Origin of the sequence: Arthrobacter sp. BB-1 (assembly GCF_006151685.1) — a bacterium.
Lineage (GTDB): Bacteria > Actinomycetota > Actinomycetes > Actinomycetales > Micrococcaceae > Arthrobacter.
In genome coordinates, this window is sequence record NZ_VDEV01000017.1 from 30768 (window position 1) to 54707 (window position 23940).

Below are 23940 nucleotides of genomic sequence, written 5' to 3' on the forward strand. Positions count from 1 at the left end.
AGGGGTGTACGTTGTCCCCATGGCGAGCGAACAGACCACCCTCACAGTCCAGGGTCCGAACGGTGAGCGCGAAATGCGCATCTCCAGCCCCAGCAGGGTCATTTGGCCAGAGCCGGGGATCACCAAACTCGACCTGGCGCGGTACATCTGCGATGTTGGGGAAGCGTTCATCGCGGCCAACGGCGGCAGGCCCGTTGCCCTGCAGCGGTTCTCGGGCACCATCGACGGCGAGATGTTCTTCTCCAAGAACCCGCCGAAGGGCGCGCCGGAGTTCGTCCGGTCCACCAAGGTAGTTTTCCCCAGCGCGCGCTCCCATCCCATGCTCATCCTGGACGAACCCGCGGCCGCCGTCTGGGCGGTGCAGATGAACACCATCGTTTTCCACCCTTGGCCTTCCCGGGCAGACAACACTGACAACCCCGACCAGCTGCGCATCGACCTCGACCCCCAGCCGGGAACTGATTTCGACGACGCCATCCCTGCCGCGATCGCGTTGAAGGAGGTCCTGGCTGAGGCTGGCCTTGACTGCTTCATCAAGACCTCGGGAAACCGCGGGCTGCATGTCTACGCGCCCGTAGAGCCCACCCGGGAATTCCTTGACGTCCGGCACGCTGTCATAGCGGCGGCGCGCGAACTGGAGCGCCGGATGCCGGATAAGGTCACCACCGCCTGGTGGAAGGAAGAACGGGGCGAGCGCGTATTCGTGGACTTCAACCAGGCCAACCGGGACCGCACCATCGCCGGCGCTTACAGCCCGCGGCCGCTGCCGCACGCCCCGGTGTCCTGCCCCATCGCCTGGGATGAACTGGCCGGCGTGGATCCCAAGGACTTCACCATCCTCACCGTCCCGGACCGGCTCAAGACGATCGGCGACCCGTGGGCGGACATGGGCAGGAACCCCGGAACCATCGACACGCTGCTCGGGTGGTGGGAGCGGGACCTCAAGGCCGGGCTGGGCGAGCTTCCCTTTCCGCCGGACTACCCAAAGATGCCGGGCGAGCCGCCCAGGGTCCAGCCAAGCCGGGCGCGGAAGCAGGAGTAGCCGAAAAACGGAAGGCAAGGGCCGCCGTCGCCAGCAGCCCTTATCCCAATAGCTCCTTGCGGCAGCTATTCGAACCGGGAAGGATCACCGGTGCCGCGCCGGACAACCTCCGCCACGCCGCTGGAAAAGTCCACCACCGTGGTGGGTTCTGATCCGCAGTCGCCCGCGTCAATCACAGCGTCCACCTGATGGTCCAGGCGCTCCTTGATCTCCCATCCCTGGGTCATCGGATCCTCCTCGTCCGGCAGCAGCAGGGTGCTTGAAAGCAATGGCTCACCGAGTTCCGCGAGCAAGGCCTGAACCACCCGGTTGTCCGGGATTCTGACGCCAACAGTCTTCTTCTTGGGATGCAGCAGGCGCTTCGGGACTTCCTTGGTGGCCGGAAGGATGAAGGTGTAGCCGCCCGGGGTGACGGCCTTGATGGTGCGAAAGACATCGTTCCCGATGTGCACAAACTGGCCCAGCTGGGCGAAATCCCGGCAGACCAGCGTGAAGTGGTGCTTGTCATCCAGCCGGCGGATGCTCCTGATCCGGTCCAGGGCATCCCTGTTGCCTATCTGCGCGCCCAGCGCATAGCAGGAATCCGTGGGATAGGCGATCAGCCCGCCGTCGAGCACTATCTTGACTGCCTGGCTGATGGCGCGGGGCTGGGGGTCCTGGGGGTGAACGTCAAAGTATCTGGCCATGACCCTGAGCCTACGGCCCGGCCGGCCCTCGCGCACTACCGGCCGGCATCCCCTACCACCCGCCGTTCGTTTGAGGCAGGATGTTGTCTGGTTCCACCATGTTCCGTCCCCACTCAAGGAGATCCACCATGCCGACCACCCTCAACCCCTACATCAGCTTCCGCGACAACGCCCGCGAGGCGATGACCTTCTACCAGTCCGTTTTCGGCGGCGATCTGGCCCTGAGCACTTTCGGGGAGTTCCAGGCCAGCGACGACCCAGCCGAGTCGGACAAGATCATGCACGGCATGCTGACCACCACCCAGGGGATGGTGCTGATGGGGGCGGACACGCCGAACAGCATGGGGTACACCCCCGGGTCATCCATCTCGATCTCCCTCAGCGGCGACGATGAAGCGGAACTGCGGGGGTACTACGAGAAACTCAGCGGCGACGGCGGAACCGTGACCGTTCCGATGGAACAGGCGCCCTGGGGAGACATCTTCGGGATGTGCACCGACCGGTTCGGTGTGGCCTGGCTGGTCAACGTCAACAGCCCCCAGGGCGTCACCGGAGCACCCTAAGCCGGTTCGTCCCCGCTGCCGCGAAGCCGGCGGTACGTCCTCCCGCCGGTTCTTGAGCGGAATGCGGGCCGGTGCGAGGATGTACGCGTGGAGTCAGTCCTTGAGTTCCTGTCCGATAAATGGTGGCTCGTCTTTCCGTTGACTGCCCTGACCGGGCACTGGGCCAATTCCTGGCGCAAAGCCGGGGAACGGCGGCATCAGCGAAGGGTGGAACTCTACAAGCTCAAGAACGAGGCACGGGAAGCTGAGCGGGCATCGGCGGCGGAGGTGGAAGCCCTAAGGGCCACCCATGACGCCGTCAACAAGCGCTGGCTCGACTACGAACTGGATGTCGGCAAGCTCATCGACTTTCCCCTCATGACCGATGTCCGGGAACCGCTCACGGTGGCCTTCCTTCGCGCGAAACGGGAAGCCGACGGCCAGCGCCCCGCCTCGGCACAGGAGATCACCTCGCCGTCGCGCCTGGAGTCCTACAGGCAGGCCGTCAACACCTTCGCGGTGGCCCTGGACGTGGCAGAGAGGGAGGCCCGGCGGATCAAGGACGGCAGGTTCAGCGGGCGGGAGCGGGAACGGCTTTCCACTGCCAGGCAATTGCTCAGGATTGCCGGGGACCACGCCGCCACACCGGCCGAACGGCAGGCCGCGTACAAGCGGGCACGCCGCGAGCTGGACGGACTGATCGTGCTGCCAGATGCCGCGCTGGCTGCCCTCGAGGAGCGGATCATGCCCGGGCTGGGCGCCGGCCGCCAACCGGACGTCCGGCAAAGCTAGGTTTCCGGTTTGGACCGGGCATGACCCGCACGCTCTATCTCGACGTTGACGGCGTCGTCTGCCCGTTCGGGCCGGACGGACACAGCGGTTGGGGATCCAGCTGGAAGTACGCCGATGCGGGACTCCTGCCCGTGGCCTACGCGCCGGAACTGGTGGACGGGCTGAACGGCATCGCCGCGATGGCGGGGGTGCGCTGTGTCTGGCTGACCAGTTGGGAGGAACTTGCCCCGCAGTACCTGTGTCCGGCCATTGGACTGAATGGGGCTCAGTGGCCCTACCTGACTTCGGCCGGGACGGGCGCCGGAGCAGGCTGGTGGAAGCTTCGTGCCATCCAGGATGACGTGGAAGCCGCCAGCCCTGAGGGCGTCGCCTGGGTCGATGACCAGCTGGCGTTCGAGGCGGAGGCCCAGTCCTGGGCCAGGTTCCTCGGCCGGCGCATCCTGGCCGTTTCTCCCGATCCCAGGCGAGGCATCTCGCCCGGGGAGCTGGAGCGGGTACGGACGTTTCTCGAACGGCCGTTGTTTTGACCTGATGTTGGGTACGCGTACGATCGATAGGGTTTCACGCCGGGCCAGGTTAACGCCGCCAGTCATTCCAAGCGAACAGCTGGTGAATTAACTGGGTAGGGCGGCCGGGGGAAAAGAAACTGCTTGACGTCGACTCTGCAGATTGGGCAACAGGTGGATATCACCTTCATGGTGGCGCTGGTCATCGCACTGGCACTATTTTTCGATTTCACTAACGGCTTCCATGACACCGCGAATGCCATGGCTACGCCCATTGCGACTGGCGCCATCAAGCCAAAAACCGCTGTGACGCTGGCGGCCATCCTGAACCTCGTGGGTGCATTCCTTTCCACTGAGGTGGCCAAGACGGTGTCCGGCGGAATCATCCGTGAGGGGTCGGACGGCATCCAGATCACCCCGGAGATTATCTTCGCCGGCCTGATGGGTGCCATCCTCTGGAACATGATCACCTGGCTCAAGGGCCTTCCGTCGAGTTCGTCGCATGCCTTGTTCGGCGGCCTTATCGGTGCCGCCATCGCCGGCATCGGCTTCAACTCCATCAACCTTGAAGGCCTCCTCCAGAAGGTCATTCTTCCGGCGATCTTCGCACCGCTGATTGCCGGCATCGTCGCCTACATCTGCACACGCCTTGCCTACGCGCTGACCTCGCGCCACGATCCCGAGACCGGGAGCAAGCTCACGCAGAAGCGCGGCGGCTTCCGGACCGGCCAGATCTTCACGTCCAGCCTGGTTGCGCTGGCCCACGGCACCAACGACGCCCAGAAGACCATGGGCATCATCACGCTGGTCCTGATTGCCGCCGGAACCCAGGAGGCCGGCTCGGGGCCCCAGCTCTGGGTTATCGCGGCCTGTGCCCTGGCCATCGCCGTGGGCACATACGCCGGCGGGTGGCGCATCATCCGCACCATGGGGGCCGGCCTAACCGAGGTGAAGCCTGCCCAGGGCTTCGCGGCCGAAACCAGCACCGCTTCCGCCATCCTTGCGTCCTCACACCTGGGCTTTGCGCTCTCCACCACCCAGGTTGCCTCGGGTTCCGTCATCGGCTCGGGCATGGGCCGCAAGGGGACCAGCGTTCGGTGGAACATGGTGGGCAAGATCGCCCTCGGCTGGCTCTTCACTCTTCCCGCCGCAGGAATTGTGGGCGCCCTGACTGCCTTGCTGGTCAAGACGGGCGTGGTGGGCGTGTTGATTGCCGCCGTTGCCGGCACCTCCGCTGTGCTGTTCATGTTCTTCTATTCACGCAAATCCGCCGTCGGCCACCACAACGCCATCGAGGTGGAGGAAGCCGGACAGGCCGTCCGGTTTGCCAAGAAGAAGGCCCTGGCACGGGCCCGCGCGCACGCCAAGTCCAAGGCAGACGCCGAGGCCAACAAGAAGACCGAAGCCGGCACGCAGGCGGAAGCCGACGCCATCAACACGAAGGATGCCCAACGATGAAGTGGCTGGAACTGCTGACCGTAGCCGGGGCCACCCTGGCGGCGGCCGTGACCGTGGTTGTCCTCTACTCCCTCGGAGTCAGGCTGACGGCCATCGCCGGTGATCCGCAGCAGATGTCCCCGGGCATCAAGCGCACCTTCGCCTACATCTGCTTCGGCCTGTGCGGCCTGGCAGTGCTCTTCGGGCTGTACCTGATCATTCCGTACTTTTCCGGCTGATCCCGCCTCTGGCAGGTGCTGGTGCCGTTGGCTAGGCTTGCTCCATGCCACGCATCCAGTACTACGTCGCCGCGTCCCTGGACGGCTTTATTGCCACGCCCACTGATGACCTGGGCTGGCTTTTGCAGTTCGACGGTTTTGAGGGCGGCAAGGAAAGCTACGAGACGTTCATGGCGGATGTTGGCTGCATCGTCATGGGCGGCGGCACCTACGCCTGGTTGCTGGAGCACGAGCCCGGCAACTGGCCGTACCAGGGCACACCCTCCTACGTGTTCACTCACCATGAGTACACGGCTCCGGCAGGTTCCAACACCACCTTCGTCCGCGGCGAAATCACCGAGTTCCTCCCGGACCTCGAACAGGCCGCAGGCGGGAAGAACATCTGGGTGGTGGGCGGCGGGAACCTTGCCGCCCAGTTCGCCTCAGCCGGGCTGCTCGACGAGTTGATCCTTTCCGTCATTCCGGTGGTGCTGGGGGACGGCAAGCGGCTTCTTCCGCTGGCAGGCCCGACGCCGCCGCTCGAGTTGGCAGCCTCCCGCACCATGGGCCGGGGAATCGTGGAGCTGCGGTACCTTCTGAACGGACACGCCGCCTCCTGAACGGACGCCGCTTCCTGAACGGAGTGCCCGCTTCCTGAACGGAGTGGCGGGTTCCTGAACGGACGCCGCTTCCTGAACGGACGCCGCCTCCTGAACGGAGTGGCCGCCTCCTGAACGACCGCCGCACCGAAACCTGCCAGCTGAGCCTGGGGCCGCTGCCGCGATCTGCGGACTCTAACCGCTGACTTCAGGGAGCGGCGGGGAAATGAACCCGCGCAGAGGTTCGCTCCGCATCGGCCAACGGACCCGGCTGGGATCATCATGCGCGCATTCATCGATCGCGGGAATGGCCCTGCGGCGGCTTGCTGTGCTGTTAGCCGTGGGCGCGCAGGATGCGCGTCAGGGCGTCTTCTCCTGGGGAGAGCCTGGTGTAGGCGTAGTCCGGCGGCCGGCCGGTGACGGGCTCCAGTTGCCGGGGCCAGTGGGGTGGTTCCCAGTCTTGGTGTTCGCTTGTGTAGTGGCGGCCGGTGGGTGAGGTCCAGCCGGGTGGTTTTGTTGTGGTGGCGGGGGTGGGTTTCCAGCCGCTGGTGTGGCGGAGCTTGTGGTGTTTTGGGCAGGGCTGGCCCAGGTTGCTGATTCCGGTGGTGCCGCCTTGGTGCCAGGCGAGGAGGTGGTCGGCTTCGTTGTCCAGGGAGCTGTTGCTGCAGCCGGGGAAGGGGCATTTTCCGTCCCTGAGCCTGAGCCAGGTCCGCATCGCCTTGGTTACCCGGTAGCTGGTGCGGCCGATTTCCAGGGGTGCTCCGTCCCGCGGGTCAACGAGTACCCGGTGGAACGAGTCCGCTCCGCCGGCGACGAGGTCCCGTGCCATGGAGGCCGGGATGGGGCCGTGCCCGTCCAGCACTGCGGGCTCGTCCGTGAGGCCGATCAGGGAGAACACGGGCACGGTGACCAGCACCTGCGGCCGAATCGAAGACGACGGGCCCGGACCTGACGCCTCCCCGCCCCCGGAACCGCCCCCGGAACCGCCCGCGTCGTGCCCGTCGCCGCACCCGGCGCCGTGCCCGTCACCGTTTGGCCCGTTCCTCCGGCTGTTCCCGCTGGTGAGAAGTGCTTCGGCGAAGGTGTCGGCCCGGAGCTGGGTCAGGGTGCGGGCCTCGTCCGGTCCCTGCCTTCTGCGGGAGATGGCGGTGAGCCGGTTCCAGGCCGCTGTGGCGTGGTGGGCGGGCAGGTAGGCGGAGAGCCAGGCCATGCCGTCCTGGTCCGGCCGGTATTCGACCCGCCGGTCAGCCACACCCTTGGCGTGCCGCTTCTCGATGGATTCGGCGTGGTGGCGTTCCCGCCATGTCCGGGCTTTGGCGCGGAACCGGTACGCCGGCATCTGGCCAATGGCGGCGGCCGTGCCCGGTTGTGGTGTGCGCGGGTCCAGGAAGTAGGCTTCCAGGGCGGCGGCGCCGGCGGGGTGAAGGGTTGCGGCCTCGTCCACCATGACTGTGGCGTGCTGCCAGGAGATTGTTCCGTTGTGCAGGGCTGCGAGGGTGCGGGGCAGGGTGGTGGTCAGGGCGTGGGACCGGGCCAGCAGGGCGCCAGCGGCCCGGTCCCCGATGGCCATGACACAGCTGATCTCGGCTGCGATTGCCATTTCCTGTGCTTGCACCGGGGCGTCCGGCGGAGCGGCCGCACGGGCGGTACCGGCGTACGTCCCCGCAGCGTTGGCCACCAGACCCGCTATCCGGGCCTGGACCCCGGCGGCTCCGGCAAGGATCTCCAGGCACCCATCAGCCAGCCCGGCCAACGGATCAGCTGCCGAAAACGGCTCCGAACCGCACCCAACCGCCTCCGCCCTGAGCACAGCAACAGCCGCGTTGATGTCCTCAAACGCCTTCGCCACCGCCGCTTTCCCCATAAACCCATCATGACTAGGGGGTCTGACATTTTGACGCGAGGGCTCCGCCCAGACCAGGTGTGTATGGCCGCTCCCACGCGAGATGGCATTTGATGGCAAACGCCGGTGCCGGGGTTGCCCTTTTAGTCCATCTCGCGGGGTGCTGAAGGAGCCGCGGCCAGTCCTGTCGAGCCGGCGCGGCTAGTCCTGCCGAGCCGGGGCGTTGTCCCGGATCATGTTCGTGATGCGGGCCGTGGACAGCCTGCGGCCCTGCTCGTCCGTGATCACAATTTCGTGGGTCGCCAAGGTCCTGCCCAAGTGGATGGCGGTGCATGTTCCAGTCACAGTGCCCGCGGCGATGGAGCGGTGGTGCGTGGCATTGACCTCGATGCCGACGGCGTGGCGGTCCGGTCCCGCATGCATGCCCGAAGCAAAGGAACCTAGAGTCTCGGCAAGCACCACGTGGGCGCCGCCATGGAGGATTCCGGCTACCTGGGTATTGCCCTCCACGGGCATGGTGGCAACGCTCCGCTCGGGGCTCATCTCCAGGAAGTGAATCCCCATTTTCACCACCAGGGCGCCGATCCCGAACCGGCCCAGCCAACCGTGCAGGTGCTCAGGGATCCCGGCGGCGGCAAGCTCCCCGGCGAAAGGGCCGGGCGTGAAATTGTCCATCATGGCAACTAGGCTGGCACCTGTGAGTGAAACAACCAAACCGGCCCCTTTCCCGTCCCAAACCCTGCAGAAGGACAAAGCACCGCAGGGCTCCACCCCCCTTGAGGACGCTGCAGATGGGGAAGGCGCAGGCCAGGACAAGCTTCCGGCGCAGGCAGGTGGCTCGGTTTCAGCAACAGTGGCCCCCGTAGTACCCATGACGGACCAGCCGCGGCTTTTGGTGCTGGACGGACATTCCATGGCCTTCCGCGCGTTTTTTGCGCTGCCCGCGGACAAGTTCTCAACCACCAACGGGCAGCACACCAACGCGATTCACGGCTTCACCTCCATGCTGATCAACCTCATCAAGGAGCAGCAGCCCACCCACATCGCGGTGGCCTTCGACGTCTCGGATGAGTCCACCCACCGCAAGACTGAGTACAGCGAATACAAGGGCGGCCGGAACGAGACGCCCCGGGAGATGAACAACCAGATCGACCTCATTGCGCAGGTCATGCAGGCCTGGGGCATCAAGACCATCACCATGCCCGGCTACGAAGCTGATGACATTCTTGCCACCCTCGCGGCAATGGGTGAAAAAGCCGGGTTCGAGGTGCTGCTCGTGTCAGGTGACAGGGACGCGTTCCAGCTCATCACCGACAACGTTTTTGTGCTGTACCCCAGGAAGGGCGTCAGCGACATCCCGCGGATGGACGCCGCCGCCATCGAGGCAAAATACTTCGTCAGCCCCAGCCGGTACTCGGATCTCGCGGCGCTGGTGGGCGAAACTGCGGACAACCTCCCGGGCGTGCCCGGCGTCGGGCCCAAGACGGCGGCCAAGTGGATCAATCTTTACGGCGGACTCGAAGGCGTCCTGGAGCACCTGGATTCCATCGGCGGAAAGGTGGGCGATGCGCTGCGCGAAAACGTCGACGCCGTCAAGCGGAACCGCCGCCTGAACCAGCTGCACACGGACCTTGAGCTTCCTGTCACGCTGGACGACCTGTATCAGCCGCGGCCGGACCAGGCCGCCCTCGAGGACCTGTTCGACAAGCTCGAGTTCAAGACCATCCGCAGCCGGCTCTTCGCGCTCTACGGAGACGAGGACAAGCCAGCTGCGGACCGGGAAAGCATCGACACGCCGGAGTACGCCGTGCCGGCAAATGCCGCGGAGTTGTCAGCGTTCCTCGACGGCGGAGCGGGGCAGCGCTCCGCCGTCGCCGTCGACCTTGTCCCGGGTCGGATCGGCGAGGACGCCGCCGCGCTGGCCATTGTCCGGGACGGTGCCGCCGCCTATATCGACCTGTCGAACCAGGACGCCGAATCGGAAAACGTCCTGGCCAGCTGGCTGCGGGACCCGGAATCGCCGAAGGTCCTGCACGGCTTCAAGGCCGCCCTGAAAGCCCTGACGTCCCGTGGACTGGAGTTGGAAGGCGTGGTGGATGACACCTCCATCTCCGGCTACCTCATCCAGCCGGACCGGCGCACCTACGAGCTCGCCGAGCTTGCCCAGCACCACCTCAACGTGGGGATCCCTGCCGCCACGGCCAAGGCAGGGCAGCTGGAGCTCTCCTTCGACGGGGAGGACGATGCCGCCGCCGACGCCCTGGTCCAGGCGGCCGCCGTCGTCCTTGCCCTCAGCGGCTACTTCGAGGGGGAGCTGAAGGAGCGCCGGGCCGAGGAACTGCTGTCCACCCTTGAACTGCCGGTCAGCCGCGTCCTGGCGGACATGGAACTCGCCGGCATCGGCATCGATATGGCCAGGTTGGACGATCAGCTCGCCGACCTTGCCCGGGTGATCGACCACGCGCAGGAACAGGCGTTTGCGGCGATCGGCCACGAGGTTAACCTGGGTTCGCCGAAACAGCTGCAGACCGTGCTGTTCGACGAACTCCAGCTGCCCAAGACCAAGAAGATCAAGTCCGGCTACACCACGGATGCCGCATCGCTGAAGAACCTCCTGGAAAAGACGGGCCACGAATTCCTGGTGCAGCTGATGGCACACCGCGAGGCCGCCAAGCTGAGCCAGATGCTGGAATCGCTCAAGAAGTCCGTGGCCGAGGACGGCCGTATCCACACCACCTATGCCCAGAATGTGGCAGCCACGGGCCGGATCTCCTCCAACAACCCCAACCTGCAGAACATCCCCATCCGCAGCGAGGAAGGCCGCCGGGTCCGCGGGATCTTCGTGGTGGGGGAGGGCTATGAATGCCTGCTGTCCGCCGACTACTCCCAGATCGAAATGCGCATCATGGCCCACCTGTCTGGAGACCAGGGCCTGATCCAGGCATACAGGGACGGCGAGGACCTGCACCGGTTCGTCGGCTCGAACATTTTCCACGTGCCCACGGAAGAGGTCACCAGCGCCATGCGCTCCAAGGTGAAGGCAATGTCCTACGGGCTGGCCTACGGGCTGACGTCGTTCGGCCTGTCCAAGCAGCTGGAGATCTCGGTGGACGAGGCACGCACCCTGATGAAGGACTACTTCGACCGCTTCGGCGCTGTTCGCGACTACCTCCGCGGCGTGGTGGACCAGGCCCGCGTGGACGGCTACACGGCGACCATCGAGGGACGGCGCCGGTACCTGCCGGACCTCACCAGCACGGACAGGCAGTTGCGGGAGAACGCCGAACGCATCGCCTTGAACAGCCCCATCCAGGGCTCGGCCGCGGACATCATCAAGCGCGCCATGCTGGGCGTGCACGCGGAGCTGAAGGCACAGGGGCTGAAATCACGGATGCTGCTCCAGGTCCACGACGAACTCGTGCTCGAAGTGGCAACCGGTGAGCGGGAGGCCGTAGAGAAGCTGGTGACCGAGCAGATGGCTGCCGCCGCGGACCTGAGCGTCCCGCTGGAGGTCCAGATCGGCGTCGGCCCCAGCTGGTACGACGCCGGGCACTAGCGTGTGTTGATGCTGGCCAGGCGCCGGGGATCTTGGCTAGGCTCAGGTGCGTGGCTGATCTGAGTGGAAACTACGAAATCCGGCGCTTCGGCGCGGTGTCAAAGGGCAAGGACGGTTACGCCGAGGCGGAAACCTGGAGCCGCGCCGTATCCTTCGGGTTCCACGAATCCACCCGGACGCCGGAACACGTCGCAAAGACGCTCGAAACGTATGAGGCCGATCAGCGCGTGCTTACCGGCGCCTACCAAACGGGCCCGGTAGCGCCGTCGTCGTTGCCCGCGGACGTGCCGGTGGCCACTTTCGGCACAATGCGCAATACCCTCAACGTGGGCTTCGGGCGCCTGGTGGAAGCCCACCTGGTCACCGCTGTTACCGTCCGTACGTCGCACCGGCGCCGCGGCCTGCTGCGGCGCATGATGAGCGAGGACCTGCAGCTGGCAAAGGACGACGGCGTGCCGGTGGCGGCGCTGACCGCCTCCGAGGGAACCATCTACGGCCGGTTCGGCTACGGCGTGGCCAGCTTTGAACGCAACGTCAAGGTGGACACCACTGCCCGGTTCAGCCTCCGGCACCAGGCCACCGGCACGGTGGAGGTGGCCGACCCCAGGGCGCTGCTGCAGCTGGCTCCGGAGGTGTTCGGCCGGGTGCACCGGCTGACCCCAGGGTCCATAGGCCGGCAGGACTGGTACCGGCAGCTTGCATCGGGTGCGCTGGGACGCGACGGCAAGGAAGACCCCGCCGTCAAGGTGGCGCTCCACTACGGGCCCGCCGGGAACATCGACGGCTATGTCTCCTACAAGTTCCTCGGCTGGGACACCGAGCCCTACACGGTGGAAGTGGTGGACCTGGTGGCCGGCAGCAATGATGCCTACCTGGAGCTCTGGCAGTTCCTGGGCGCCATTGACCTGGTGGAGCGTGTGTCCTGGACGGAAGCCCCCTTGGACGATCCGCTGGCCTGGGCCCTGGACGACCCCCGCTGCATCGACTCGTCGGACAGCCGGGACATGCTCTGGCTGCGCATCCTCGATGTCCCCAACGCGCTGGCCGGGCGGCACTACCCCACGGAAGGCCGCCTGGCACTGAAGGTCCTGGACCCGCTCGGCCTCACGGCCGGGACCTACGCCCTTTCCGCCGACGGCGGCGAGGCCGCCGTCGAGCGCTTGCCTGGGACCGCGGACGCGGACCTGACCCTGGACGTCTCGGCCCTGTCCTCCATCTACGTCGGCGGGGTCAGTCCAGTCACGCTGGCAGCAGCGGGCAAAATCCGGGAGCACACCGCAGGCTCCGCGCTGAAGGCCCGGCAAATGTTCGCCGTCGAGCGGGCAACGCACTGCCTCACCCACTTCTAGGGGCCGCGGACCTGCTCCAGGCGGGGCCGCTTTTGACCCGTGTTGCGGGCAGCGACTAGAATAAACGGGCGTGTACCACGTGCACGTATTTGCAGTTCAATATTCTCAGCAATCCACAAAATCAGGATGACCCGGAGGATCCGTCGGATTCACCGCAAATCGCGCCTGCGTTCCATAACGCGGGCGCGCCGGTTTGCCTGACCGACTAACTATCCACAACGGAGCCCCTACTACATGACCATCACCTCCACCGAGAAGCCCGGTACCCCCGTAGTCGCCATTAACGACATCGGTACCGCTGAGGACTTCCTCGCAGCAGTCGACGCGACCATCAAGTACTTCAACGACGGAGACCTCGTCGAAGGTACAGTCGTCAAGGTCGACCGCGATGAAGTCCTGCTCGACATCGGTTACAAGACCGAAGGTGTCATCCCCTCCCGCGAGCTTTCCATCAAGCACGACGTTGATCCCGGAGACGTTGTCTCCGTTGGCGATCAGGTCGAAGCCCTGGTGCTCACCAAGGAAGACAAAGAAGGCCGCCTGATCCTCTCCAAGAAGCGCGCTCAGTACGAGCGTGCCTGGGGCGACATCGAGAAGGTCAAGGAAGAAGACGGTGTTGTCACCGGTACCGTCATCGAGGTTGTCAAGGGTGGTCTTATCCTCGACATCGGCCTGCGCGGCTTCCTGCCCGCATCCCTCGTCGAGATGCGCCGTGTGCGCGACCTGGCTCCGTACATCGGCCAGCAGATCGAAGCCAAGATCATCGAGCTGGACAAGAACCGCAACAACGTGGTCCTGTCCCGCCGTGCATGGCTCGAGCAGACCCAGTCCGAGGTCCGCTCCACGTTCCTCAACAAGCTGGAAAAGGGCCAGGTCCGTCCCGGCGTCGTTTCCTCCATCGTCAACTTCGGTGCCTTCGTGGACCTGGGCGGCGTAGACGGTCTGGTTCACGTTTCCGAGCTGTCCTGGAAGCACATCGACCACCCGTCCGAGGTTGTCGAGGTTGGCCAGGAAGTCACCGTCGAGGTTCTCGAGGTGGACCTGGACCGCGAGCGCGTCTCCCTGTCGCTCAAGGCTACGCAGGAAGACCCGTGGCAGACCTTCGCCCGCACCCACGCCCTCGGCCAGGTTGTTCCGGGTAAGGTCACCAAGCTCGTTCCGTTCGGTGCGTTCGTCCGCGTCGAAGACGGCATCGAAGGCCTGGTCCACATCTCCGAGCTGGCCGTCCGCCACGTGGAGCTGGCAGAGCAGGTTGTCTCCGTTGGTGACGAACTGTTCGTCAAGGTCATCGACATCGACCTCGAGCGCCGCCGCATCTCGCTGTCCCTCAAGCAGGCCAACGAGGGCGTCGACGCCGACAGCACCGAATTCGATCCCGCTCTGTACGGCATGGCCGCAGAGTACGACGAAGAGGGCAACTACAAGTACCCCGAGGGTTTCGATCCCGAGTCCAACGAGTGGCTTGAAGGCTACGAGAACCAGCGCGCCGCCTGGGAGCAGCAGTACGCTGACGCCCAGACCCGTTGGGAAGCCCACAAGAAGCAGGTTGCCCAGCACGCTGCCGACGACGCTGCTGCTGCAACGTCCGGTGAGAGCGATTCCGGCACCACCAGCTACTCCTCGGAGCCGGCTGCTGAGTCCAACGCCGGTGCAGGCACGCTTGCTTCCGACGAGGCCCTCGCCGCCCTGCGCGAGAAGCTGACCGGCAACTAATTGCCACCGGCCCGGACTTTTCCGGGCCAGGCAACAGACCCCCTGCCTCCGGGCGGGGGGTCTGTTGCTTTAAAGTGCGACGACGGCGCGGACCGTTCCGTCGTCGTCGGGCGTGAGGAGGGCGCCGGCGCCGGCAAGGATCCGCTGGGCAGCGCGGTTTCCGGCCAAGGTGCGGGCCGTCACCTCCTTGATTCCGGCGCCGCGGGCTTCCGCCAGGACAAGGCGAAGAGCCGCGCTGCCGATGCCGCGGGACCGGAAGCTCCTGCCAAGCCAGATGCCGGTCTCTGCGGTTTCCCGGCCGTTGCCCGCGTCCACCCGCTTGAGCCGGATGGAGCCGGCCAGGGCACCGTCTGCCAGGATTCCCCAGGACTTTTCTCCCGCCGTCCCGTCGAGGCCTTCCGCAGCGGCGCGATGGTAGCTGAGGAACCAGGCAGTACGTTCCAGGTTCCAGCCCGGCCCGCCGAGCGGGGGAGCCACCTCATCGGGCGAGGCGTCCCGCTTTGCAAGGTCCAGGAGCCGGTCCAGCACCTCTTCGTCGACGTCCACCAGGAACACGTCAGGCAAGGGGGACATCCACCCACTCCGTTCCTTCCATGCTGAGGGCGGTGCTGCCGGCGGTCAGCAGCTGCAAGCGCCCGGCGGCAGCTGCAATGGCTGCGGCCTGGTCCGGTACGGCCACGCGCAGGACCGTGTGCCCGGCGGAATACGTGGTTTCGGCCATCACAAATCCCGCTGAGCGCAGGTCGTTCTCTAGCCGGCCGGCAACAGCATGCGGCACTTCGGCCGCACAGATGCGCAGCCTGCTCCGGCGCACCACGGGCACCAGGGAGAGTGCGGAAGAGACCGATTCCGAGTAGGCGCGTACCAGTCCGCCGGCCCCCAGCAGGACACCGCCGAAATACCGCACGACGACGGCACTGACGTCACTGAGGTCGGCCACCCCGGGCAGCGTCTCCCTTTTGGCCAGTGCCTCAAGCATCGGGATGCCCGCCGTCCCCGAGGGCTCGCCGTCGTCATTGGATCGCTGGATGTCCCGGTCCGGGCCGATGATGAAGGCGGAGCAATGGTGCCGTGCGTCATGGAATTCGCGGCGCAGGCCAGCCACCAGGTCACGTGCGGCTTCTTCTGTTTCGGCACGGCGCAGGACGGTGATGAACCGCGAGCGCTTGATCTCGATCTCGTGGCGGAAATCGGGCCCGGCCGCCAGGGTGGTGTAGCCCGTGGCCCTGCTGTCTTCCTCTTGCACCCGCCCCAGTCTAGGCCCAAGCTCCCGCGACCAGGCAAGGCGGGAAGTGCCGGTTCAGGAACGGAGGCCAGCCGCACCAGCACCTTCGTTCCGGCCGGCGGCAGGGTGTGGGGTAGGGGTCGGTGTTGCGGGATTAAGGATCGATTAAGGCTTCAGCGGGATTCTTGGAACAGCAGGAAATGGGCCAGCAGAGCAGTCCTAACAGCAAGGGGGAGCCTGATCATGAAGCGGGTAGAAGCCTCAAGCCGCGGCATTCATCAATGGGGTCCGGTCCAGTTCGCACCGGAGCCCGAAGACCTTCATCGGCAGCCCGGCTGCCAAGCAACTGCAAGTTCCGACTACCGCAGAAACTGGGCTGAAGAGATCTGGCCGGACTGCCGGCTTGAGCGGTCCTTGTCCGGTGCGGACGCCGCTTAAAAGACGTATGGGCGTCCATCTCTGGTGCACCTCAATCGACTCTTCGCCGAATCCGGCGCAAGCCTGAACCGAAAACGGTCGGGTAAACCCTGCCATTCACCAGGAGTGGCACCGCAAGAAAGGAGCAGTACATTGTTCACGTCCAAAGGAAACCATCGCATTTCTGCCCAGTTGGCCGGACCCGCGGCTGGGGACAAGCGGTCCCGTGGAGCCAATAAGAGGAAGCTGTTCCTTTCCATCGCAACTGTTGCCGCAGCAGGTTTCTCCGGAGCAGTGGTTGCCGCGCCCGCCCATGCCTCTACGACTACGGCCGACGTCGGCACAGACCTGCTCGCTGGCTCAATAGCCGCGCCTTATAGCGCCGAGGAAATCCGCAGTCTGCAGCAGCTGGACGACCTCCTTGGCGCCAACTCCCGCATCACGGCCAACCAATATGCACTGGGCAATATGTACCGGAGCAATTAGGAGTGGCCCCCGCGTCCTGGCCGGTTGTCCCTGATGACTGCCGGCCGGGGCTGGTCCGTAGCACTTCAGACGCTCCCTTGACCCGGGCCGGGGGATTAGGGTGGTGGGATGCTCAAGATCGGGTTGACGGGCGGCATTGCCTCCGGAAAGTCAGTGGTTGCCTCACGCCTGGAAGAACGCGGCGCGGTGCTCGTGGATGCCGATGCGTTGGCGCGTGAAGTGGTGGAGCCGGGCACGCAGGGCCTCAACCGGATTGTGGCGGAGTTCGGCAGGGATGTCCTTGGTGCCGACGGCCGGCTTGACCGTCCCAAGCTCGGCGCCCTGGTCTTTGGAGATGCTGACCGCCTGGCCGTGCTGAATGGGATCGTCCACCCGCTGGTCCGGTCGCGCGCGGCGGCCATCGCGGAAGCTGCGCCCGGCGACTCGGTGGTGGTGCAGGACATCCCCTTGCTGGTGGAAACCGGACAGGGAAGCGACTTCCACCTGGTTGTGGTGGTGGACGCTCCTGACGATGTGCGGCTGCAGCGGATGCTCGAGCACCGCGGCATGACGGAGGACGCCGCCCGCGCCCGCATGGCCGCGCAGGCCACGCGGGAGGAGCGGCTGGCCGCGGCCGACGTCGTCCTGGACAACTCCGGCAGCGTGCAGCACCTGCTGGACCAAGTGGACCGGCTCTGGGACGGCCGGCTGGTGCCCTTCGCCCACAACCTGGCCGCACGGACGCGTGCGGCCAGGGACTGCGGACCCGTCCTGGAGCCCTACCGGGAGGAATGGGCAAAGGAGGCGGCCCGGATCTCGGCAAGGCTGGCGTCAGCCGCCCCCGGGCTCATCCTGGCGGTGGACCATATCGGCTCCACGTCCGTGCCAGGGCTGGCCGCGAAGGACGTCATAGACCTGCAGGTCGCGGTTTCCGGCCTGGACGCAGCAGACCGTGCTGCGCCCCTGTTGGCCGCGGCCGGCTTCCCCCTGGTCCCCGGCGCCGGGTCCGATACGCCCATGCCGACGGCGCCGGAGCCCGGGCAGTGGCAGAAACGGTTCCATGCCAACGCGGATCCCGGGCGCCCGGTCAACGTCCACGTCCGCGTTGCGGGCTCGCATGGCTGGCGCTTTGCCTTGATGTTCCGTGACTGGCTGCGGGCGGAGCCGTCCGCACGCACGCTTTATGCGGCGCACAAGGCGGACCTCGCTGCGCGCTTTGCCGGCTCGGCAAGCACCAGGGCGTACGCCGAGGCCAAGGAACCGTGGTTCACGGACGTTGCCTGGCCCCTTATGTCCGCCTGGGCCGAGGAAACCGGGTGGGCGCCGCCGTCGTACCCGTCCTGAAACCCGACCGTGGACCCGACCGTGGACCTGCGGGCTGTTCGCCCGTAACGGACTGGCCCCTTGGCGTCGGTGCCCGGTTGTAGATTAGATCCATGAGCCTTGCGCAGGATATCAACCGTGTTGTAGCGCCCTTCGAGGTCATCAGCGAATTCAAGCCCGCCGGGGACCAGCCCGCCGCCATTGCCGAACTGACGGAGCGCATCAAGAACGGCGAGAAGGATGTGGTGCTGCTCGGTGCCACGGGTACAGGCAAGAGTGCCACCACCGCCTGGCTGATCGAGCAGGTGCAGCGTCCCACCCTGGTGATGGTCCAGAACAAGACCCTGGCGGCGCAGCTGGCCAACGAATTCCGCGAGCTGCTGCCCAACAACGCGGTGGAGTACTTCGTCTCCTACTACGACTACTACCAGCCCGAGGCCTACGTCGCCCAGACGGACACCTTCATCGAGAAGGACTCCTCCATCAACGAGGAAGTTGAAAGGCTCCGCCACTCCGCCACCAACGCCCTGCTGACCCGCCGCGACGTGATCGTCGTCGCCACGGTCTCCTGCATCTACGGCCTGGGCACGCCCGAGGAATACATCGCCGGAATGGTCACGCTCCGCAAGGGGGCGGAGATGAACCGGGACGACCTCCTCCGGAAATTCGTGTCCATGCAGTACGCGCGCAATGACATGGACTTCCACCGTGGCACGTTCCGCGTCCGCGGGGACACTGTGGAGATCATTCCGATGTACGAGGAACTGGCCATCCGGATCGAGTTCTTCGGGGACGAGATCGAGAATATCCAGACTCTCCACCCGCTCACCGGAGAGGTGATCCGCGACGAAGAGGAGATGTATGTCTTCCCCGCCTCGCACTACGTAGCAGGCCCCGAGCGGATGTCCCGGGCCATCAAGCGGATCGAGGATGAGCTTGCCGACCGGCTGAAGGTCCTGGAAAGCCAGAACAAGCTGGTGGAAGCGCAGCGGCTCCGGATGCGGACCATGTACGACCTTGAGATGATGCAGCAGATGGGCTTCTGCAACGGCATCGAGAACTATTCGGCGCACATTGACGGCCGCGCACCCGGAACCGCTCCCCACTGCCTCCTGGACTACTTCCCGGACGACTTCCTCCTGGTGGTGGACGAGTCCCACGTGACCATCCCGCAGATCGGCGCGATGTACGAAGGCGACATGTCCCGCAAGCGGAACCTGGTGGACTTCGGCTTCCGCCTGCCCTCGGCCATGGACAACAGGCCGCTGAAGTGGGACGAATTCCTGGAACGCGTTGGCCAGACCGTCTACCTGTCGGCCACTCCGGGCAAGTACGAACTCGGCAAGGCCGACGGTTTTGTGCAGCAGATCATCCGGCCTACGGGCCTCATCGATCCCGAGGTGGTGGTCAAGCCCACCAAGGGCCAGATCGACGACCTGCTGGGCGAGATCAAGACCCGCACCGAGAAGAACGAACGGATCCTGGTCACCACCCTGACCAAGCGGATGGCCGAAGACCTAACGGACTACCTCCTGGGGCACGGCATCAAGGTGGAGTACCTGCACTCCGACGTGGACACGCTGCGGCGCGTGGAACTGCTGCGCGAACTCCGAATGGGCAAGTTCGACGTCCTGGTGGGCATCAACCTGCTCCGCGAGGGCCTGGACCTGCCCGAGGTGTCCCTTGTCAGCATCCTCGACGCCGACAAGGAAGGCTTCCTGCGGTCCTCCACGTCACTGATCCAGACCATCGGCCGCGCGGCCCGAAACGTCTCGGGCCAGGTGCACATGTACGCTGACCGCATCACGGACTCCATGGCGCAGGCCATCGACGAGACCAACCGGCGCCGCGCCATCCAGGTTGCCTACAACACCGAACACGGCGTGGACCCGCAGCCGCTGCGGAAGAAGATCGCCGACATCACGGACCAACTGGCCAAGGAAGACGCCGATACCCAGGAGCTGCTGAACAACAACCGGCTGGCCAAGGGCGGAAAGCGGAAGTCCGCCGCCAAGGGTGCCGCCCAGGTCCGTTCGGACGGCCTCGCCGCGGCGCCCGCGGAGGACCTGGTGGGTCTGATCGAACAGCTGACGGAGCAGATGCACGGCGCCGCCGCCGAACTTCAGTTCGAAGTTGCAGCCAGGATCAGGGACGAGGTCAGCGAGCTGAAGAAGGAACTGCGCCAGATGCAGGCCGCCGGGCACGCCTGACACAAACATCAACGGGGGACGGCCAGGCTGCCCGCCTGGGGTAGAGTTAAGGTCACGTAGGGGAGTATCCCGAGCGCTACGATCGTCAACACGCAGGGCATGGTTGCCCCGCCGGGCGTAGCGGGCCGCCGTTTCAGCACCAAGTGCGCAGGCAGGCCGGAGAGACTTACACCGCATCTCTGTACCCTGCGAAAGGCTACCCTGTGCTCGAATTGCCCGTCTGGTTCGAAGTCGGCTCACTTGTCGTCCTCGGCCTGATCCTCCTGATCGACCTACTTTTGGTGGTCCGGCGCCCCCATGAACCTTCCATGAAGGAAGCCGGACTCTGGGTAGCGTTTTACGTCAGCCTTGCCCTGGTGTTTGCCGGGGCCATGTTCGCCTTCACGGGCCCCGAATACGGGGGCCAGTTCGTCGCCGGCTGGGTGACGGAATACAGCCTCAGCATCGACAACCTGTTTGTCTTCATCATCATCATGGCCCGTTTCTCGGTGCCCCGGAAGTACCAGCAGGAAGTGCTCATGGTGGGCATCATCATCGCCCTGATCCTGCGCGGCATCTTCATCCTCCTCGGCGCGATCGTGATCGAGCAGTTCAGCTGGGTGTTCTACATCTTCGGCGCATTCCTGCTCTGGACTGCGTGGAAGCAGGCCCAGGATGAAGGCGAGGATGAAGAAGACCGGGAGAACCCGCTGATCGCCAAGATCCGCAAGGTCATCCCCATGTCCGAGAAGTTCGACGGCGGCAAGCTGCGCACCACCGTGAACGGCAAGAAGGTCTTCACCCCCATGCTGATCGTGTTCATCACCATCGGCCTCACGGACCTGCTCTTCGCCGTCGACTCCATCCCCGCCATCTTCGGCCTCACCCAGAGCCCCTTCATCGTGTTCACAGCCAACCTGTTCGCCCTGATGGGCCTGCGCCAGCTGTACTTCCTGCTCGGCGGCCTCATGAACCGCCTGATCTACCTGAAGCACGCGCTGTCCTTCATCCTCGCGTTCATCGGCGTCAAGCTGGTCCTGCACGCCATGCACGTCAACGAACTTCCGTTCATCAACGGCGGCCAGCACATTGAATGGGCTCCCGAGATCCCCACGTTCGTGTCCCTGGCCGTCATCGTCGGCACCATCGTCATCGCCGTGATCGCCAGCCTGGTCAGCTCCAAAGCCAAGGAAGCACACCTGGACCCCCGCCTCGAGGAAGATGCCCGGAGGAGCCACAGCGACGCCGAGTAAGCGTCCCCTGTCCTCCTGAGCTGGGAAATCCCGGCCGCACCTGCGGCCGGGATTTTCGCTTTTAAATTCCCACTGCAGGGCCGGCCTGGCGAGGACTATGCTCGGAACATGGCCCCCACCCTGATAGCGGAGCAACGGGTGCGCCACGTGCAGCGGCGCACGGTGGTGCTGCTGAGCGCGGCCCAGGTTTTTGGCGGAATCGGCACCGGAGCCACGGTTTCCATCGGGTCCATCCTCGCGGTAGAGCTGTCCGGTTCCAGTGCCTGGGCGGGTGCCGTTGCCACGGTCATGACCCTCGGCGCCGCGCTGGCGGCCCTGCCGCTTGCCTCGCTGGCCGACCGCAGGGGACGACGGATCGGACAGGTAGCCGGGCTGTCCGCGGCCCTCGCAGGCACGGCCCTGATGGTGCTCGCGGTGGTGTCCGGCCTTTTCATCCTGCTGGTGCTTGGTGCTGCCGGGATCGGAGTGGGTACCGCCGCCAGCCTGCAGGCGCGCTTCGCCGCCGTCGACCTTGCGGACCCCGAACACCGCGGCAGGGCCCTGTCCGCCGTGGTGTGGGCCGTTACCGTCGGTGCCGTCACCGGACCCAACCTCATCCAGCCAGGCACCGTGGTAGGACAGGCGCTGGGCCTTCCGCCCGTGGCAGGACCTTTCGTGATTGCCGGCGCCGGCCTCCTGGTGGCGAACATCCTCCTTTTTGCCGGGTTGCGGCCGGATCCGCTGCTGCTGGCCAGGGAACTTGCCCCGCAGCAGGCCGGCAACGCCGCCCAGGATGCACAGAGGCACCAGCCGGCAGCAGGCGTCAGCGCCGTGGGGGCAAGCACCGGGGGACGGGCAAAGCACGACGGCGGCTCGCTGGTCCGCGGGCTCCGCGCCATCCGCGGCTCCCGCACCGCCCTCCTGGCAGTGGCCGCCGTCATCGGAGCCCATGCCGTGATGGTGGGTGTGATGTCCATGACGCCACTGCACCTGCAGGAACTGGTGGAGGGGCCGGGCGCCAGCCACGCCGGCCACACGGCTTCCGGCGACGTGCTGGTGATCATCGGGTTCACCATCTCGCTGCACATCGCCGGGATGTTCGCATTGTCACCGGTGATGGGCTGGCTGACGGACAAGGCCGGCAGGGCGCAGACCATCATGATTGGCTTTACCCTGCTCATCGCGGCCGTGGCTGTCGCAGGGTTCGGCCAGGCGTCCACGGGAGCAGTGGCGGCAGGCCTGGTCCTGCTGGGCCTGGGCTGGTCCGCAGCCACGGTGTCCGGTTCCACCCTGCTCGCCGAGAGCGTCGGCCAGGACTCCCGGGTGGTGGTGCAGGGCGTTTCGGACATGCTCATGGGCGCCGCCGGAGCCGTGGGCGGGGCAGTCTCCGGCCTGGTCCTCAGCTGGATCGGCTATCTGGGCCTGAACCTGTTGGGCGGCGTGGTGGGCGCAGCCGTCCTGGCCGCGGCGTTCGTGACCGTCATGGCGGGCCGGCGCCAGTCAGCGGCCGCCTGACCTCGCCATGCCCAGCAGCCGCGCGAAGATGCCTTCCCCGTCGTCGGCTATCCCGTCATGGTGGAAGTCGCCGGTCTCCCAGACCTGCAACCCCCGCACCGCGGACGCTGTCTCAAGGGAGAGCTTCCGGTCCACGTAGATGTCGTCCGAGTAGACGGCGGCAGCCACCGGCACGGTGTTGGCCGCCAGTTGCGCAACGTCGTAGAGCGGCTTCCAGTCCGGCTTTGCCGCAAGCAGTTCCGCCACGTCGCGGAGCGGCCGAAGTGCCGGGTCCTGCTCGAAGTACCACGGATAAACCATCTCGCCCGTCAGCAGCAGCGGCTCGGCGTCCGGCCGGAATTCCGGGTAGTCCTCCAGCACCCGCCACGCTGACCAGCCAGTGGCCTGCCCCTGGCCGTAGATGGATTCATGCATCAGGGCATAGAGCGGGTTTGACCGGCGCGAAACGATGCCCTGCACCTGGTCCAGGAAGGCATCCGAAAGCCGGACGCCGTGGGCGGTCTCCGTGAAGGCGTCCTCCAGCAGGTAATGCAGGGCGTCCACGCGTGTGTTCCCGCCGAGGAAGGAACCCACCATCTGGAAGCGCTCTACGGTGAGCGGGCCGCCGTCGGGAAGGAACTCGGGGGTGCTCCTCAGGTGGCGGGCAATCCTGTCGACCATGTCCCGGTCCTCCGGGTACCAGCCGAAGTACTCCGCGTTCCGGGCTGCCACGCGCTGGAACGTGGCCCGGTACACGTCGTCGGCCGGACCCGCCAGCGGCGCAAGGCCACCGGTCACCAGGACTTCCCGAAGGCCCCCCGGTGCAAAGGACAGGTACGTCAGCGCGCAGAAGCCGCCGTAGCTCTGGCCGTAGACCGTCCACGGGCCGGACCCCAGGGCGTCCCGGATCAGCTCGGCGTCGGCAACGATGGAATCCGCACGGAAGTGCTCCAGGTATGCGGCCTGGTCCGCAGCGGGCCCCCGCAACGGCAGGGTGTTCCGGTCCGCAGGCGTGGACAGCCCTGTTCCGCGCTGGTCCAGCATCAGGATCCGGAAGTCCTTGGCTGCCGCTTTGCTCCAGCCGCCCAGTGAGCCAAACCTGTTGCCGCGTCCGCCCGGACCGCCCTGGAGGAACAGGAGCCAGGGAAGGTCCGCGGCCTCCTCCTCGCTGTGCGCGGCCGACACGTACTCACGGGCAAAAACGGTGATCGTTTCGCCTGAGGGGGAAGAGTGGTCCAGCGGCACCGTGAAGAAGTGCTCCGTGGAACGCATCCCGCGGAACTGGTGCTGCGCCCTTACCTCATGCCCCGCC

The 23940-nt window shown here is 65.9% G+C and carries 21 protein-coding genes; 15 read left to right on the forward strand and 6 right to left on the reverse strand.

Features of this window, described 5'->3' with window-relative positions; all coding sequences use genetic code 11:
• Positions 1-19: 19 nt before the first annotated feature.
• Positions 20-1042 carry a non-homologous end-joining DNA ligase gene (gene ligD, locus FHJ30_RS09625; protein WP_139029078.1) on the forward strand — a complete coding sequence of 341 codons (1023 nt, stop codon included), beginning with the start codon at positions 20-22 and terminating at the stop codon, positions 1040-1042.
• A gap of 65 nt (positions 1043-1107) precedes the next feature.
• Here the strand turns inward: ligD and FHJ30_RS09630 are convergent, their stop codons facing one another.
• Entirely contained in the window at positions 1108-1728 is a 621-nt protein-coding gene (locus FHJ30_RS09630) for an L-threonylcarbamoyladenylate synthase (protein ID WP_139029079.1), read from the reverse strand.
• A 128-nt stretch (positions 1729-1856) separates the two neighbouring features.
• Between FHJ30_RS09630 and FHJ30_RS09635 the strand changes: the two genes are divergently transcribed.
• The 6 genes from FHJ30_RS09635 to FHJ30_RS09660 all read left to right on the forward strand — a co-directional run bounded on the left by FHJ30_RS09635 (position 1857) and on the right by FHJ30_RS09660 (position 5843).
• Positions 1857-2291 carry a VOC family protein gene (locus FHJ30_RS09635; protein ID WP_139029080.1) on the forward strand — a complete coding sequence of 145 codons (435 nt, stop codon included), beginning with the start codon at positions 1857-1859 and terminating at the stop codon, positions 2289-2291.
• An 87-nt stretch (positions 2292-2378) separates the two neighbouring features.
• Entirely contained in the window at positions 2379-3062 is a 684-nt protein-coding gene (locus tag FHJ30_RS09640; protein WP_139029081.1) for a hypothetical protein, read from the forward strand.
• 20 nt (positions 3063-3082) lie between these two features.
• Positions 3083-3589: an HAD domain-containing protein gene (locus FHJ30_RS09645; protein ID WP_139029082.1), complete on the forward strand. Its 507-nt coding sequence runs from the start codon at positions 3083-3085 to the stop codon at positions 3587-3589.
• Positions 3590-3742: 153 nt separating this feature from the next.
• A complete protein-coding gene (locus FHJ30_RS09650; RefSeq protein WP_139029129.1) occupies positions 3743-5026 on the forward strand; it encodes an inorganic phosphate transporter in 1284 nt (427 codons plus the stop codon).
• Positions 5023-5244 (forward strand): hypothetical protein, encoded by a 222-nt coding sequence (locus tag FHJ30_RS09655; RefSeq protein WP_139029083.1) that lies wholly within the window; start codon positions 5023-5025, stop codon positions 5242-5244. The genes FHJ30_RS09650 and FHJ30_RS09655 overlap by 4 nt, the downstream gene beginning before the upstream one ends.
• Before the next feature lie 44 nt (positions 5245-5288).
• Complete coding sequence (locus FHJ30_RS09660; RefSeq protein ID WP_139029084.1) at positions 5289-5843, forward strand: dihydrofolate reductase family protein; 555 nt, start codon at positions 5289-5291, stop codon at positions 5841-5843.
• 313 nt (positions 5844-6156) lie between these two features.
• On the opposite strand, the gene FHJ30_RS09665 is transcribed toward FHJ30_RS09660, so the two are convergent.
• Both FHJ30_RS09665 and FHJ30_RS09670 read right to left on the reverse strand, forming a co-directional pair.
• The gene (locus FHJ30_RS09665) at positions 6157-7686 is read right to left on the reverse strand and encodes an HNH endonuclease signature motif containing protein (RefSeq protein WP_139029085.1); all 1530 of its coding nucleotides are present in this window, start codon (positions 7684-7686) and stop codon (positions 6157-6159) included.
• Positions 7687-7866: 180 nt separating this feature from the next.
• A complete protein-coding gene (locus tag FHJ30_RS09670; RefSeq protein ID WP_139029086.1) occupies positions 7867-8343 on the reverse strand; it encodes a hotdog fold thioesterase in 477 nt (158 codons plus the stop codon).
• Between the two features lie 193 nt (positions 8344-8536).
• Here FHJ30_RS09670 and polA point away from each other — a divergent pair, with 193 nt between their 5' ends.
• From polA to rpsA, 3 genes are all read left to right on the forward strand, one after another.
• Positions 8537-11221, forward strand: coding sequence for a DNA polymerase I (polA, locus tag FHJ30_RS09675; RefSeq protein ID WP_139029130.1), 2685 nt, complete (start codon positions 8537-8539; stop codon positions 11219-11221).
• A 50-nt stretch (positions 11222-11271) separates the two neighbouring features.
• On the forward strand, positions 11272-12570 hold the full coding sequence (locus FHJ30_RS09680; RefSeq protein ID WP_139029087.1) for a GNAT family N-acetyltransferase: 1299 nt from the start codon (positions 11272-11274) through the stop codon (positions 12568-12570).
• A 234-nt stretch (positions 12571-12804) separates the two neighbouring features.
• A complete protein-coding gene (gene rpsA / locus FHJ30_RS09685) occupies positions 12805-14283 on the forward strand; it encodes a 30S ribosomal protein S1 (protein WP_139029088.1) in 1479 nt (492 codons plus the stop codon).
• Positions 14284-14352: 69 nt separating this feature from the next.
• On the opposite strand, the gene FHJ30_RS09690 is transcribed toward rpsA, so the two are convergent.
• Together FHJ30_RS09690 and FHJ30_RS09695 are read right to left on the reverse strand one after the other, a co-directional pair.
• On the reverse strand, positions 14353-14856 hold the full coding sequence (locus FHJ30_RS09690) for a GNAT family N-acetyltransferase (RefSeq protein ID WP_139029089.1): 504 nt from the start codon (positions 14854-14856) through the stop codon (positions 14353-14355).
• Complete coding sequence (locus tag FHJ30_RS09695) at positions 14840-15529, reverse strand: YigZ family protein (RefSeq protein WP_139029090.1); 690 nt, start codon at positions 15527-15529, stop codon at positions 14840-14842. The genes FHJ30_RS09690 and FHJ30_RS09695 overlap by 17 nt, the downstream gene beginning before the upstream one ends.
• Before the next feature lie 549 nt (positions 15530-16078).
• Here FHJ30_RS09695 and FHJ30_RS09700 point away from each other — a divergent pair.
• From FHJ30_RS09700 to FHJ30_RS09720, 5 genes are all read left to right on the forward strand, one after another.
• Positions 16079-16411, forward strand: coding sequence for a hypothetical protein (locus tag FHJ30_RS09700; RefSeq protein WP_139029091.1), 333 nt, complete (start codon positions 16079-16081; stop codon positions 16409-16411).
• A gap of 108 nt (positions 16412-16519) precedes the next feature.
• A complete protein-coding gene (coaE, locus tag FHJ30_RS09705; RefSeq protein WP_139029092.1) occupies positions 16520-17734 on the forward strand; it encodes a dephospho-CoA kinase in 1215 nt (404 codons plus the stop codon).
• 92 nt (positions 17735-17826) lie between these two features.
• Positions 17827-19923, forward strand: coding sequence for an excinuclease ABC subunit UvrB (gene uvrB / locus FHJ30_RS09710; protein WP_139029093.1), 2097 nt, complete (start codon positions 17827-17829; stop codon positions 19921-19923).
• A 203-nt stretch (positions 19924-20126) separates the two neighbouring features.
• Complete coding sequence (locus FHJ30_RS09715) at positions 20127-21155, forward strand: TerC family protein (RefSeq protein WP_139029094.1); 1029 nt, start codon at positions 20127-20129, stop codon at positions 21153-21155.
• A 108-nt stretch (positions 21156-21263) separates the two neighbouring features.
• Positions 21264-22649, forward strand: a complete 1386-nt coding sequence (locus tag FHJ30_RS09720) for an MFS transporter (RefSeq protein WP_139029095.1) — start codon at positions 21264-21266, stop codon at positions 22647-22649.
• Here the strand turns inward: FHJ30_RS09720 and FHJ30_RS09725 are convergent.
• Positions 22635-23900, reverse strand: a complete 1266-nt coding sequence (locus FHJ30_RS09725; RefSeq protein WP_373683137.1) for an alpha/beta fold hydrolase — start codon at positions 23898-23900, stop codon at positions 22635-22637. The two genes, FHJ30_RS09720 and FHJ30_RS09725, sit on opposite strands and share 15 nt — an antisense overlap.
• Positions 23901-23940: the final 40 nt, after the last annotated feature.